The sequence below is a fragment of the Blastococcus sp. SYSU D00669 genome, from assembly GCF_054050715.1.
This window is the reverse complement of record NZ_JBJGZV010000037.1, coordinates 1-12902: the sequence shown is the minus strand read 5'-3', so window position 1 is coordinate 12902 and position 12902 is coordinate 1. Positions and strand designations below refer to the sequence as shown.

Here is a 12902-nt window from a genome sequence, read left to right as displayed (position 1 = left end):
GCCGGCCCCTGAACCGGAGGGAGCACCCGTGTTCGCCACCGTCACCGCCACCCCGCCCAGCGGCGAGCCCGTCGGCTCGGTCGAGGTCGCCCACCTCGACGGCGCCGAGAGCACCACGATCGCCTTCTGGCCCGACGAGGGCTCGGCGCCGGCCGGCGAGCGGGTCTACCGGGTCGTCGACGCCTTCGACGGCGCAGCCGCCGGCCGGGCGCCGCTGTTCGCCCAGCTGACCTGGGTCAACGGCACCGGCGACCCCGCCGTCGCCCGGGCCGCCGAGTTCGGCGGCCGGGAGCGGATCAACCCCGCGATCCGCGACGTCGAGGGCCTCGTCGGCGGCCTCGTGCTCGAGTCGGCCGACCACCGCATCGTCGTCCTCGGCACCGCCACCTCGCTGGAGGCGCACACCGAGGTGCAGGACCGGATCGCGCGCACCCCGCTGCTGCCCGGCGAGGACCCGGCGCTGCTGCCGGGCGCCGACCGCCTCGAGCTCGGCCGCGTCGTGCGCGCCGACGTCCCGCAGGCGGTGCGGTCGTGACGGCGCAGCTCCAGGCCCGGCTGGCCGCCGGGACCTGGTCGGTCTCCGACAGCCGCACCCGCGTCACCTTCGGCGTCGGCAACTTCGGCCGTGCCGTGCACGGCTCGGTCGCCTGCCGCTGGGGCCGGGTGGAGCTCGGCCCGGACTCCGCCCCGCTGCGGGTCGAGGCCGAGATCGACCTGGAGAGCCTGGACACCGGCATCGCGAAGCGGGACTCGGACCTGCGCAAGCCGCGGTTCCTCGACATCGACCGGCACCCGGTGATGACCTGGTCGGCCGACCGGTTCTCCCGGGACGGCGACGGCGCGTGGACCGCCGAGGGCCTGCTCGCGCTCCGCGGGACCTCGGCGCCGCTCACCCTGGTGGGCGGGCCGGAGGCGGCGGCCCCGGACGGCGCGTGGCTGCGGGTCCGCGCCGCCGGCGTCCTCGACCGGACCGCGGTGGGCATCCGGGTGCCGTCGGTCGTCGTCGGCCGCACGGTGCGCATCGCGATCGACGCCTGGCTCACCCCCGCCCTGCCGTGAGCCTCCTCGCACCGGCGCCCGCCGCCGTCGGGCGGGTGCCGGGTGCGGGGGATGATGGGGGCATGAGCGAGCAGACCCAGGGACAGCCCGAGGGGCGCAGCACCGGCAAGCGGGCGAACGAGCTCAACGCCACGATCCGCTACACGATGTGGTCGGTGTTCCGGCTCGCCCGTCCGCTCGGCGACGAGCAGCGCGGCGCCGCCGCCGACGAGGTCGCCGCCCTGTTCGAGGAGCTCGCCGGCAAGGACGTCGTCGTCCGCGGCACCTACGACGTCTCCGGGCTGCGGGCCGACGCAGACCTCATGGTCTGGTGGCACGCGCCGTCGGCGGAGGCGCTGCAGGAGGCCTACGGCCGGCTGCGCCGCACCGCCCTCGGCCGGCACCTCGACCCGGTCTGGTCGCAGATGGCGCTGCACCGGCCGGCCGAGTTCAACCGCAGCCACATCCCGGCGTTCCTCGCCGAGGAGGAGCCGCGGCGCTTCGTCTGCGTCTACCCGTTCGTGCGGTCCTACGAGTGGTACCTGCTGCCCGACGAGGAGCGCCGCGAGCTGCTGGCCGAGCACGGCCGGATGGCCCGGGGCTACCCCGACGTGCGCGCCAACACCGTCGCCTCGTTCGCCCTGGGCGACTACGAGTGGATGCTCGCCTTCGAGGCCGACGAGCTGCACCGCATCGTCGACCTGATGCGCGACCTGCGCGCCTCCCGGGCCCGCCGGCACGTCCGCGAGGAGGTGCCGTTCTACACGGGCGTCCGCAAGCCCGTCGCCGAGCTCGTCACCGACCTGCCGTGAGTTCCGGAGGCCGGGAGCGCAGGAATCCTGCGCTCCCGGCCTCCGCTCACGACGCGGGCTCGAGGCGGATCGACAGCGAGTTGATGCAGTAGCGGTCGCCGGTCGGCGTCTGCGGGGCGTCGTCGAAGACGTGGCCCAGGTGGCTGTGGCAGGTGCCGCACAGCACCTCGGTGCGCACCATCCCGTAGCTGCGGTCCTCGCGCAGGACGACGTCGTCCGACGCCGACGGCTCCCAGAACGACGGCCAGCCGCAGTGCGAGTCGAACTTCGTCTCCGACCGGAACAGCTCGGCCCCGCACGCCCGGCACGAGTAGACGCCGACGGTCTTGGTGTCGACGTACTCGCCGGTCCACGGCCGCTCGGTGCCGGCCTGCCGCAGGACGGCGAACTCCTCCGGCGAGAGCTGCGCCCGCCACTCCTCGTCGCTCTTGACGACCTTCGGCTGCTGCTCAGCGGATGCGGTCATGACCTCACGGTACGGCGGCCGCGCCACCCGTGGTCAGCGTCCGAACCCGGCCTCCCGCGCTGCGCCCGCGCCTCACCGACCCGCGCGGCTGAGACGCGCGACGGCCGCGCCGCCCGGATCCGGTCGGGGCGGCGCGGCCGTCGTCCTCGGGCCGCCGGGGTCAGCCCCCCAGCCAGCCGAGCAGCCGCAGCCAGGCCTCCTGCAGCACCGGGCGCAGCGTGAAGGACGTCGCCGCCGTCTCGCCGTCGGCCGCCGAGAGGACCACCTGGTAGCTGCCCTGCGGCAGCAGCACCGGCACGCGGAAGGACAGGGTCACCGTGCCGTCCTCCGCGGCGGTCGCGGTGCCGAGCACCTCGCCGCCGCGCGCCGGCAGCGTCGCCCGGACCGTCGTCCCGGCGGTGAAGCCGGTCCCGCTCACGGTGACCCGGTCGCCGCGGAAGGGCGCGGCGTCCGACAGGGAGGCCGACGCCGGCACCTCGACGGTCTCCGGCGTGATGCCGACGACCGAGGGGTTGTGGTCGCTCGCCCGGTACGGGTCCGGGGCGAACAGCGGCTCGTAGCCGTCGTACTGGTAGGCGTAGGACTCGACCGCGTTGGTGTCCCAGATCGTGTGCCCGGTGACCTTCGGGAACATCGACGGGCTGGCGAACACGTGGTCGAGCGAGCCGGAGCCGCCGTCGAACACGTAGGTGTGCCGACCCGGGGTGTCGACCTCCTGGAAGCCGGCCTCGCGGAGCACGTCGAGCGGGTCCTCGAACCGGTAGGAGTTGAAGTCGCCGGTCAGCAGGACGTCGTCGTCCCCCGCGGTCCCCGCCACGGTGGCCGCGAGGTCCACGAGCACCTCCGCCTGCCGCACCCGGTCGGCGTTGCAGTTGCCCGGGCCGCCGACGCTGGTGTCGTTGCCGGCCGTGCAGGCGCTGCCCTTGGACTTGAGGTGGTTGGCGATGACCGAGAAGACCTCGTCGTCGTAGGAGAACGTCTGCGCGATCGGCGTCCGGGCGTTGGCGAACGCGGTCAGGTCGGCCGGGACCACCGGCTCGCCGACGGCGGTCACCCGGTCGGTGCGGTAGACGATCGCGTTGGTGATGACGTCGGTGTCCTCGTGGGCGCGCACGAAGTCCCAGTCGTGGCCGTCGGCGGCCTCGACCGCGGCGAGCAGCGTCTCCACCGCCCGGTAGGGGGTGTCCGGCGTCAGGACGGCGGAGTTCTCGATCTCGTGCAGCGTGATGACGTCGGCGTCCAGGGCGGTGATCGCCGCGACGATCTTCGCCTGCTGCTCGGCGAGCTCCTCGGCGTCCGGCGCGCCCCGGGCGTCGTCGCCGTGCTCGGACGGGAAGTCGACGAAGTAGTTCAGGACGTTGAAGTCGGCGATCCGCAGCGCGCCCTCGATCTCGGCCGGAGCGGCCGGCCGGGGGTTGGTCGCCTCGAAGGTCGCGCCCTCCGCCGTCCCGTCGGCCGGCTGGAGGCGCCAGTTGCCGAAGCCGTAGCTGAGCACCACGGGCTCCAGGACGGCGGTGTCCCCGACGCGGACGGGGCCTCCGGGCTCCAGGTACGGCGGCTCGAGCAGCGGCGCGTCGTCGGGGGAGAGGTCCGTCGTGCGGCCGTCGTCCAGGACGATGGAGCGGCGCGCGTTCTCCTCGGCGACCCGCCGCGCGGGATCGCCCGGCTCGGCGGCCTCGGTGGGGGCCAGCAGCCGCCCGCCCGAGGCCAGCAGCAGCTCGCCGTAGCTGGTCAGGTCGAACACCTCGGTGACCGTCAGCGTCTCCGACGGCGCGACGAGCATGCCCTCGAACGCCTCGCGCTCGGCGTCGGTCGACGGCAGCGGCAGCACGGCCGCCTCGGGGAGCGCGGCGGTGCCGCACGCGACGGCGGTCGGCGCGGTCAGCTCGGTGAGGCCGTTGTACTCGTCCACGGTGCCGCGGACGACGACCGAGTCGCCGAGCTCGAGCGGCGGCAGCGAGGAGCCGTACACGAAGATGCCGTCGGACGTCGCGTCGTCGCCGTCCCCGCCGTCCTGCACGTGGACCCCCGCGAACCCGCCCTCCTGCAGGTCGCCGACGACGGTGCCGGCCACGGTGACCGTCTGCCCGTCGCGCAGGCTGGCGTCGGCCGGGCCCTGCACCGAGCCGATGGTCACGGTCCCGGCGTCGCAGGTCAGCTCCGCCGGCTCCGGGTCGGGGTCCGGGGTGGAGCCGCCGTTGCGCGTGCCGAAGGTGTTGCTCGCCGGGCCGGTCCAGTCGCCCCAGCCGGTGCCGAGGGGGAGCCGCTGGAGCGACTGCCCCTCCGGTGCGCCGTTCTCGCTGACGCCGATGTCGGTGCTGGTCAGGCCGTTCGCCGGGCCGCCGACGGCGGTGAACGTGCCCTCGTAGCTGAGGAACTCGAGGACCGTGCCCGTAGCGTCGACGAGCGCGATGCCGTCGGGAGAGCCGTTCTGCACGCCGTCGGTCGGGAAGGTCAGGACGGCGACGCCGTCGGTGCCGGCCGGCACGGGGATGCCGGCGGTCGCGCTGTACACCGTGCCGCCGTTGCTGTTGTAGAGGTGGATCCGCAGGCCCGTCAGGTCGGCGTTCGTCGGCGCGGTGACCTCGATCGACTCGCCTTCGTCGCCGCCGGCGTCGTCGTAGTGGATCTCGGTGACGCGGGCGTCGGTCGGGGCCGCGGAGGCGGCGGGTGCGAGCACCAGGCTCCCGGCGGCGAGCGCGCCGACGGTCACCCCCAGGACTGCGGGACGGAGGGACGGGCGTGGGGACACGGGGCTCCTCGGACGACCGGAGTTACGAACCTGGCCATCCTCGCTTATCCCACAGTGACGTCAAGTTGACCGTCGGTGACAAGGTTGCCACTGCTCAGCAGCTGCGGGGTGCCCGTACCGTGTGTCCCCGTGGAGCCGCTGGACCGACCGCTGGACGACGTCTGGTTCACCCGCGACCTGCCGGTGCTGCGGGCGATCGCGCGGCTGGTGGACGCGCCCACGCACGGGGGTGCGCCCTACCTCGGGCAGGTGGTGCCGGCCAGCGGTCTGGCGAAGCCGGAGGTGGCGGCCGCGGCGCGGGCGCTGGTGTCGGCCGGGTACGTCGAGGCGCTGACCAACTACGCCGGCGAGATCGTCCGGTTCACCGGCATCTCGGCGGAGGCCCGGCGGCTGGCCGGGCTCTGGCCGACGCCGCAGGGGGAGTGGGAGCGGCTGCTCGAGCAGCTGGCCGCTCGGGTGGAGAACGCACCCACCGAGGTCGAGCGGGAGCGCTGGCGGGCGATGGCGCAGGCCGCCGACGCCCTCGGCCACGACGACGGCGCGCTGCTGATGGCCGCGCTCGTCGGGGGCTACGTCCCGCGCCGCCGCTGACCCGCGCCGGACGCGGCAGCGCCCCCGCCCGGCGGACCGGACGGGGGCGCTGTCGAGAGACGGTGTCTCAGATCAGAGCGGGTGGACGTTCGCCGCCTGCGGGCCCTTCTGGCCCTGCTCGATGTCGAACGAGATGCGCTGCCCTTCGTCGAGCGAGCGGTATCCGCTGGTCTGGATGGACGAATAGTGGACGAAGACGTCCGGTCCACCACCGTCAGGGGTGGCGAAGCCGAACCCCTTCTCCGCGTTGAACCACTTGACAGTTCCTTCGGGCATTCCCTGCTCCTAGCTGAGTGGTGCATCGGGGTCCTGCCATTGCGCAGTGTGTTCCCGACGCGCAGCACACTAGCCGTACCCGGGGCGAGATGGGGCAGGACCCGCGTCAGCAGCCGACCAGCTGCCGGCAGGCGGGGCAGCGGGGGACGCCCCAGACCATCTGCCAGTCCAGCCCGCCGACCACGGTGACCGGTTCCCCGCACACCGCGTGGCCGGCACCGCCCACGGCCGGGGCGGGCACCGCGTGCGCCACGCCCACCGGGCGGTGCAGCGTGCGGGACTCGCCGCAGCAGAGCGTCTCGGCCGTCCCGACCTCCGCCGCACCCGCGGCGTACCGGCTCCACGTCATGCCCGGGAGCATGCGCCGTCGATGTGTCGGCGGCGTTACCCCCGGCTCACTACAGGCGGCGGCCGTCGCGGTCGAGGATCTCCGAGGGGACGTAGAGCGGCAGCGCCCCGTCGTCCCGGGTCGAGTAGTCCGGGCCGGTGAACGGGCCGCCGGCGCTGCCGGCGGGCAGCGCCAGGGGCTCGGCGCGCCAGGCCTGGACGGTGATCGTCTCCGGCTCGGCCTCCGCCGCGAGGTGCGCCTGCCCGGCGTGCCAGGCCGCCCGCGAGCGGCGCCAGTGGCGGATCACGACGTCGACCCCGAGGAGGACGGCGACCCCGACGCAGACGGTGAACACCGAGTGGACGACGGCCGTGGCGACGTCCAGGGCGGTCAGCTGGGGCCAGCCGATCTCCTCCAGGCGCGCCCCGACCAGCTCCACGAGCACGTAGAGCAGTCCGTAGACCAGGAACGGGATCCGCACGTCCACCTCCTCTCCTCGCTCGACGGTGGAGCAACGACAGGTCGGTGCCCCGGCGAGAGCCGGAGAGGGGCGGAACCGCGACGGCGTCACCCGTCCGGGTGAGCACCGCCGTCTTGCGCTGATCGTGCGGTTCCCGCGCGGCAGGCGTGCGGTGCGGCCCGCAGGCTCGTCGGTGACCGGGACAGCCCGGCCCGCACCGACGACAGGAGTCCCCCGTGCCCCCCGCCACCGCCTTCGCCCCCGTCGCCCGCCCGCGGCTGGCCGCCACGCACTTCCTGCCCGCCGACGAGCGCGGCCGCGCGGTGCTCGCCCGCGCCGTCTCGGTGGCCTTCGCGATCCGGACCGACGCCGACGCTCAGGGGGCCCACGACCTCGACGTCACGGCGATGCTGCTGGCCCGGTGACCCTCAGCGGTTGATCTCCACCAGGAGCACCCAGGCGTTGGCGCTGGCTCCCGCCATGCCGGTCACCAGGGCGACCGCCAGCCAGTAGAGCCCCCCGCCGGCGCCGGCGAGCAGGCTGACCGCGCCTACCACGAGCGCCGCCGACGGCACGAGCAGGAGCACCGGGGCGACCAGCCGCCGCAGCGACGTCCCGGACGACGTCCCGCCGCGGAGCAGCGGAACCAGCGCGGCGACCACCAGCAGCAGCCCGACGGCCCCCAGCTCCGCGGCCAGCGCGCCGACCGGCTGGCCCGGCACCAGGACGCACACGCCGGCCCCGAGCAGGCCGACGAGCAGACCGAGGGTCCGCGCCGCGCGCCCGGGCAGGTCGGGGAACTCCAGCACGCGGGCGAGGTTGATCGAGACCGCCACGAAGAGCAGCCCGGTCAGCGCGGCGCACGCGCCGACCGCGGCGACGGCGAGGTCCGACCAGGCCTCGGGGCGGTACGGCTCCACCTCCGCATCCTGGCCCGCGGGGGCCCGTCCTCGGGACGGTTGAGGGCCTCAAGTCTTTTCACAGGATCGGTCACGCAGCCTCCGGCAGCCGCCGATACGGAGAGGCGTGACGAACTCCGGTGACACGCAGGTGCTGCCCCGCATCCCGGTTCCCGGCGCGGCCGGGCCGGCGCCCACGGTGGCGCTGACCATCGCCGAGCCGACGCCGGTCCCGGTCCCGGTCCCGGTCCCGCAGCAGGCCGCGGCCCCGGCGACCGAGACCATCGCCGCGGTGACCCCCGCGGCGATGGTCTCGGTCCCCGTGGCGGTCGCTGCCGTGGCCGAGGCCGCCGCGGAAGAGGCGCCCGTGGAGCAGGCCCCGGCCGAGGAGGCTGCCGCCGAGGACGCTCCTGCCGAGGAGGTGGCCGAGGCGGCCGTCGAGATGATCGCCCCGGGGCCCGTCGAGTCGCACGAGCGCATCTACGAGGAGGCCATGGCGGCCATCGCCGCGCTGGCCAGCAGCTGGTCGTCGGCGGTGGAGCGCACCACGGGTCGCCACCGCTCGGCCGCCTGAGGGACCCGCGCGCGCAGACCCCCGCTGTGACCGGGGTCACGGCTAGCCTGCCTCATGGCCGCCATCCCGGACTCCATGCCGGTGCTGAGCCGGGGGAAGCACAAGCACCCGTCGCGCGGCGCCTGCTTCCTGGAGTACACGTCGCTCATCGCCGGTGAGCGCTTCAGCGACGCACCCGCCTGCGTCGACCGCGAGCTGGCCGCCGTCCTGCGGCACGCCAACGACCTGCTCACCGATGCCGACCGCCCGCGGCTCGTCCCGCTCCTGGGCCGGGCGGTCGGGCTCGTCGTCCCCCCGCCGACCGCGACGGACGGCTGGCACCCGCCCGCCGGCATGACCGCCGACCAGATCGACGACGCGGTCGGCGCCCACGCCCGGACGACGGCGGCGCTGCACCGCCGCGTGGCCTCCCGGTTCCTCGCCGCCATCGGGTACGTCCCGTCCGCCGAGGAGCACCGCGAGTACGACGACGGCCGCGACCTCGACCGCTTCTTCTGGTTCCTCATGCAGCGGCCGGTGGCGGTGCGCTCGTCCGCCGACTACGTGGGCCGGTTGGTCGACCGGCTCGTCCTGCTGCACGAGAGCTTCGAGGAGGCGCTCGTCGAGCTGGGCCTGCGGCAGCCCGACGCCGTCGTCCCGGCGCCGCGTGCACCGATCGGTGTGACCGGGACCACGCCCGGCTGACCTACCGGTCGTCCGACCGCCACCCTGGGTTCACCTGCGGGGCGCACCCCCGTCCCTGTCCGCGCAGGCCGGGGGCGCTGCCGGTCCCCGCCGCGCCCGAGGCAGTGGTCGTGCCCCGGTCGGTCATGGGGTCGCGTCATGGGAGTTGCCATTGGACTCCGCGCCGGAGTGCCGGTTCGTTGTGGCTGCCAGGTGACCGACCGGCCATCGACCGACCGGCCATCGCAGGAGGAGCGTCATGACGCCTGTCCGGTCGGCGGCCGCGCCCGTCGCCATCGCCCCAGGCTGGAGCCGGACGTGACGGCGGGTCGACGGTGAGGGACGCCGGTGTGGCCGTGGTGACCGGTGCCAACCGCGGGATCGGCCGGGAGGTCGTGCGCCGCCTGGCCGCTCGAGGGGTCACCACGGTGCTGGGTGCGCGCGACCCGGGCCGGGGGGAGGAGGCCGCCCGGGGTATGACCGGTCCGGTCGTGGTCCGCCCGCTCGAGGTGACGGACCCGGACAGCGTCGAGGCGCTGGCCGAGTGGGTGCGCGCCGAGCACGGGGGGCTGGAGTGCTGGTCAACAACGCAGGGGTCGACTACGACACCTGGCAGAGCGCCGTGGAAGCCGATCTGACGGTGGTCGCCGACGCGCTCGCGGTCAACCTCGTGGGGGCCTGGCGCACCGCCGTCGCGCTCGGACCGCTGCTGCGTCGCGGCGGGCGGGTGGTGAACGTGTCCAGCGGCGCCGGCTCCTCCGGGGAGACCGACGGTGCCGGCGGCGTGCCGGCGTACTCGGTGTCGAAGGCGGCGCTGAACATGCTGACGGTGAAGCTCGCCGCCGACCTGCGGCCGCGTGGTGTGCTGGTCAACGCCGTCTGCCCGGGCTGGGTGGCCACCGACATGGGCGGGCGGGGTGGTCGCCCGGTCGCCGAGGGTGCCGCCGGCGTCCTGTTCGCGGTCGACCTCCCCGATGACGGTCCGACCGGTGGCTTCTTCCGCGACGGGCGCCCCGTCCCCTGGTGACCGCTCGGCGCCGCCGGCCGCCATTCCGCCTCGCCCTCGGGTCGCGCATCGGACAGCGCGGTCGGCCGCGGGCTACGGCGTGATGGTCCTCATGGGCCCCTCGGTGACCTCGCGGAGGAGAAGGGCATCACCCCCGCACAACTGGCTGTCCCAGGCCGCGACCACGCTGCGGGCGTGCGGCACGAGGGCTCGACCGGCCGGGGTCAGCACCACCCCCGCGGGCCGCCGTCCGAACAGCGGGGTGCGCAGGTGCTGCTCCAGGGCGCGGATCTGCCGGCTGAGCGCCGGCTGCGACACGAACGACCGCTGCGCGGCAGCTCGTCGGCGACCGCGAGGAAGTACCGGAGATCGCGCACGTGCACGTCCACGGGGCATGGCCACCACCGCGGAGCGGAGGGGAACAGGGCCGCGTCCCGGCCGCCCGGCTCCGCTGTGGGCGAACGCCGGCATGCGGCGCGCCGGGCCCGCGTTGTCCGCGCGACCGGTGAGAGGACACCGGCTCGTGGAGGACGTGATGAGCAGTACCGAGAACCTGCCGCTGGTGCCGCTGGACGACGTGGTCGTCCTGCCCGGCATGGCGGTCCCCCTGGACCTGAGCGAGGCCGAGGTGCGGGTCGCGGTCGAGGCCGCGCGCTCCGCCGACGGCTCGGCGCGCGTCCTGCTGGCGCCGCGGCTGCACGGCCGGCACGCCGCGGTCGGCGCGATCGCCGCCGTGGAGCAGATCGGCCGGCTGCCGAGCGGGCAGCCGGGTGCGCTGGTGCGCGGCCTGGCCCGCGCCCGGATCGGCGCCGGAGCGAGCGGCCCCGGCGGTGCCCTGTGGGTCGACGTCACCCCGATGGCCGAGGAGGTCGACGGCGAGCGGACCAAGGAGCTCGCCCGCGAGTACAAGGGCCTGGTCGTGTCCGTGCTGCAGGCGCGCGGCGCCTGGCAGTTCATCGACGGCGTGCAGCGGCTCGGCGACCCGGCCGAGGTCGCCGACACCGCTGGCTACGCCTCCTACCTGACGGCCGAGCAGAAGCTCACCCTGCTGGAGACGGCGGACGTCGCCCGGCGCCTGGAGCTGGCCATCGGCTGGGCGCGGGAGCACCTGGGCGAGCTCGACGTCGCCGAGACGATCCGCAAGGACGTCCAGGAGGGCATGGACCGCCAGCAGCGGGAGTTCCTGCTGCGGCGGCAGCTGGACGCGATCCGCAAGGAGCTGCGCGAGCTGGAGGGCGGCGACGGCGACGAGCCGGCCGACCTGCGCTCCCGCGTGGAAGCCGCCGACCTGCCCGAGCACGTCCGGCAGGCCGCCGTGCGCGAGGTCGACAAGCTCGAGCGGACCTCCGAGCAGTCCCCGGAGGCCGGCTGGGCGCGCACGTGGCTGGACACCGTCCTGGAACTGCCGTGGAACGAGCGGACCGACGACGCGTACGACGTGGTCGGCGCCCGGGCGGTGCTCGATGCCGACCACGCCGGCCTCGAGGAGGTCAAGGACCGGATCACCGAGCACCTGGCGGTGCGCAAGCGTCGCGAGGAGCGCGGGCTGGGCGTGGTGGGCGGCCGGCGCAGCGGCGCCGTGCTGGCCCTGGTCGGTCCGCCGGGGGTCGGCAAGACCTCGCTGGGGGAGTCGGTGGCCCGCGCGATGGGCCGCTCGTTCGTGCGCGTGGCCCTCGGGGGCGTGCGTGACGAGGCCGAGATCCGGGGCCACCGCCGCACCTACGTCGGCGCGCTGCCCGGCCGCATCGTCCGGGCCGTCCGGGAGGCCGGGTCGATGAACCCCGTCGTGCTCCTGGACGAGGTCGACAAGCTCGGCAGCGACTACCGCGGCGACCCCGCGGCCGCCCTGCTGGAGGTCCTCGACCCCGCCCAGAACCACACGTTCCGCGACCACTACCTCGAGGTGGAGCTGGACCTCTCCGACGTGGTCTTCCTCGCCACGGCCAACGTGCTCGAGGGCATCCCCGCCCCGCTGCTGGACCGGATGGAGGTCGTGCGGCTGGACGGCTACACCGAGGACGAGAAGCTGGTCATCGCCCGGGACCACCTCCTGCCGCGCCAGCTCGAGCGCGCCGGGCTGACCGCCGAGGAAGCCACGGTCACCGACGAGGTGCTGCGGGCGCTGGCCGCCGAGCACACCCGCGAGGCCGGCGTCCGCGACCTGGAGCGCCAGCTCGCGCGGCTCCTGCGCAAGGTGACCACGCGGCTGGCCACCGGTTCCGGTCCGGTGGTCGTCGACCGGCCCCTCCTGCGGGAGCTGCTGGGCCGGCCGCGGTTCACCCCGGAGCCGGCCGAGCGGACCGCGGTCCCCGGCGTGGCCACCGGGCTGGCGGTGACCGGCACCGGCGGTGACGTGCTGTTCGTGGAGGCGTCGCTGGCGGATCCGGAGACCGGCGGCACCGGGCTGCGGATGACCGGGCAGCTCGGCGACGTGATGAAGGAGTCGGCGCAGATCGCGCTGTCGTTCCTGCGGTCGCACGGGGCGGAGCTGGAGCTGCCGGTCTCCGACCTGCGGGAACGCGAGGTGCACGTGCACGTGCCCGCCGGGGCGGTACCGAAGGACGGGCCCAGTGCCGGTATCACCATGGTGACCGCGCTGGCCTCCGCGCTGTCCGGGCGGCCGGTGCGCAGCGATGTCGCCATGACCGGCGAGGTGTCCCTCACCGGCCGGGTGCTGCCCATCGGCGGGGTCAAGCAGAAGCTGCTCGCCGCGCACCGCGCCGGGATCAGCACGGTGCTGCTCCCGGCCCGCAACGAGCCCGACCTCGACGACGTCCCGGAGGCCGTGCGGGCGGCGCTCACCGTCCACCTGGTCGGTGACGTCCGTGACGTCGTCGCCCTCGCCCTGGAGCCGGCCGCCACCACCACGGCGCCCTCGCTCGCGGCATGAGCCCAGGCGCGCCCGCTGCGGACCGGGATGTCGCCCGGCTCCTCCCCGCCGGGGGGGGGGGGGGGGGGGGGGGGGGGGGGGGGGGGGGGGGGGGGGGGGGGGGGGGGGGGGGGGGGGGGGGGGGGGGGGGGGGGGGGGGGGGGGGGG

15 protein-coding genes and 1 pseudogene are annotated in these 12902 nt (G+C 75.4%); 9 read left to right on the top strand and 7 right to left on the bottom strand.

The genetic code is table 11. The features are described from left to right. The first annotated feature begins 28 nt into the window (after positions 1-28). The 3 genes from ACI8AF_RS21475 (at position 29) to hemQ (ending at position 1850) form a co-directional block, all read left to right on the top strand. Positions 29-535 carry a hypothetical protein gene (locus ACI8AF_RS21475; RefSeq protein WP_456541790.1) on the top strand — a complete coding sequence of 169 codons (507 nt, stop codon included), beginning with the start codon at positions 29-31 and terminating at the stop codon, positions 533-535. Further along, positions 532-1059, top strand: coding sequence for a YceI family protein (locus tag ACI8AF_RS21470; RefSeq protein WP_456541789.1), 528 nt, complete (start codon positions 532-534; stop codon positions 1057-1059). The genes ACI8AF_RS21475 and ACI8AF_RS21470 overlap by 4 nt, the downstream gene beginning before the upstream one ends. A 62-nt stretch (positions 1060-1121) precedes the next feature. Then, positions 1122-1850: a hydrogen peroxide-dependent heme synthase gene (gene hemQ / locus ACI8AF_RS21465; protein WP_456541788.1), complete on the top strand. Its 729-nt coding sequence runs from the start codon at positions 1122-1124 to the stop codon at positions 1848-1850. A gap of 46 nt (positions 1851-1896) precedes the next feature. Here the strand turns inward: hemQ and msrB are convergent, their stop codons facing one another. Next, positions 1897-2316 carry a peptide-methionine (R)-S-oxide reductase MsrB gene (gene msrB, locus ACI8AF_RS21460; protein ID WP_456541787.1) on the bottom strand — a complete coding sequence of 140 codons (420 nt, stop codon included), beginning with the start codon at positions 2314-2316 and terminating at the stop codon, positions 1897-1899. 160 nt (positions 2317-2476) lie between these two features. Then, on the bottom strand, positions 2477-5029 hold the full coding sequence (locus ACI8AF_RS21455) for an ExeM/NucH family extracellular endonuclease (protein ID WP_456541786.1): 2553 nt from the start codon (positions 5027-5029) through the stop codon (positions 2477-2479). A 168-nt stretch (positions 5030-5197) separates the two neighbouring features. Between ACI8AF_RS21455 and ACI8AF_RS21450 the strand changes: the two genes are divergently transcribed. Continuing rightward, complete coding sequence (locus tag ACI8AF_RS21450) at positions 5198-5659, top strand: hypothetical protein (protein ID WP_456541785.1); 462 nt, start codon at positions 5198-5200, stop codon at positions 5657-5659. Positions 5660-5731: 72 nt separating this feature from the next. Here ACI8AF_RS21450 and ACI8AF_RS21445 read toward each other — a convergent pair whose 3' ends face one another. The 3 genes from ACI8AF_RS21445 to ACI8AF_RS21435 all read right to left on the bottom strand — a co-directional run bounded on the left by ACI8AF_RS21445 (position 5732) and on the right by ACI8AF_RS21435 (position 6750). After that, a complete protein-coding gene (locus ACI8AF_RS21445) occupies positions 5732-5935 on the bottom strand; it encodes a cold-shock protein (RefSeq protein ID WP_263551050.1) in 204 nt (67 codons plus the stop codon). Between the two features lie 106 nt (positions 5936-6041). After that, positions 6042-6284, bottom strand: coding sequence for a hypothetical protein (locus ACI8AF_RS21440; protein WP_456541784.1), 243 nt, complete (start codon positions 6282-6284; stop codon positions 6042-6044). 49 nt (positions 6285-6333) lie between these two features. Further along, the gene (locus ACI8AF_RS21435) at positions 6334-6750 is read right to left on the bottom strand and encodes a hypothetical protein (protein WP_456541783.1); all 417 of its coding nucleotides are present in this window, start codon (positions 6748-6750) and stop codon (positions 6334-6336) included. Positions 6751-6959: 209 nt separating this feature from the next. Here ACI8AF_RS21435 and ACI8AF_RS21430 point away from each other — a divergent pair, with 209 nt between their 5' ends. Next, the gene (locus ACI8AF_RS21430) at positions 6960-7148 is read left to right on the top strand and encodes a hypothetical protein (protein WP_456541782.1); all 189 of its coding nucleotides are present in this window, start codon (positions 6960-6962) and stop codon (positions 7146-7148) included. Between the two features lie 3 nt (positions 7149-7151). On the opposite strand, the gene ACI8AF_RS21425 is transcribed toward ACI8AF_RS21430, so the two are convergent. After that, positions 7152-7643, bottom strand: a complete 492-nt coding sequence (locus tag ACI8AF_RS21425; RefSeq protein WP_456541781.1) for a hypothetical protein — start codon at positions 7641-7643, stop codon at positions 7152-7154. Positions 7644-7749: 106 nt separating this feature from the next. Here ACI8AF_RS21425 and ACI8AF_RS21420 point away from each other — a divergent pair, with 106 nt between their 5' ends. From ACI8AF_RS21420 to ACI8AF_RS21410, 3 genes and pseudogenes are all read left to right on the top strand, one after another. Continuing rightward, complete coding sequence (locus ACI8AF_RS21420; RefSeq protein WP_456541780.1) at positions 7750-8196, top strand: hypothetical protein; 447 nt, start codon at positions 7750-7752, stop codon at positions 8194-8196. A gap of 54 nt (positions 8197-8250) precedes the next feature. Next, entirely contained in the window at positions 8251-8880 is a 630-nt protein-coding gene (locus ACI8AF_RS21415) for a hypothetical protein (protein WP_456541779.1), read from the top strand. Positions 8881-9194: 314 nt separating this feature from the next. Then, positions 9195-9886, top strand: a pseudogene (locus tag ACI8AF_RS21410) (SDR family NAD(P)-dependent oxidoreductase). A 72-nt stretch (positions 9887-9958) separates the two neighbouring features. Here the strand turns inward: ACI8AF_RS21410 and ACI8AF_RS21405 are convergent. Next, on the bottom strand, positions 9959-10261 hold the full coding sequence (locus ACI8AF_RS21405) for a LysR family transcriptional regulator (protein WP_456541778.1): 303 nt from the start codon (positions 10259-10261) through the stop codon (positions 9959-9961). Positions 10262-10400: 139 nt separating this feature from the next. On the opposite strand from ACI8AF_RS21405, the gene lon reads away from it, so the two are divergent. Continuing rightward, positions 10401-12755 (top strand): endopeptidase La, encoded by a 2355-nt coding sequence (gene lon, locus ACI8AF_RS21400; RefSeq protein WP_456541777.1) that lies wholly within the window; start codon positions 10401-10403, stop codon positions 12753-12755. Positions 12756-12902 lie beyond the last annotated feature (147 nt).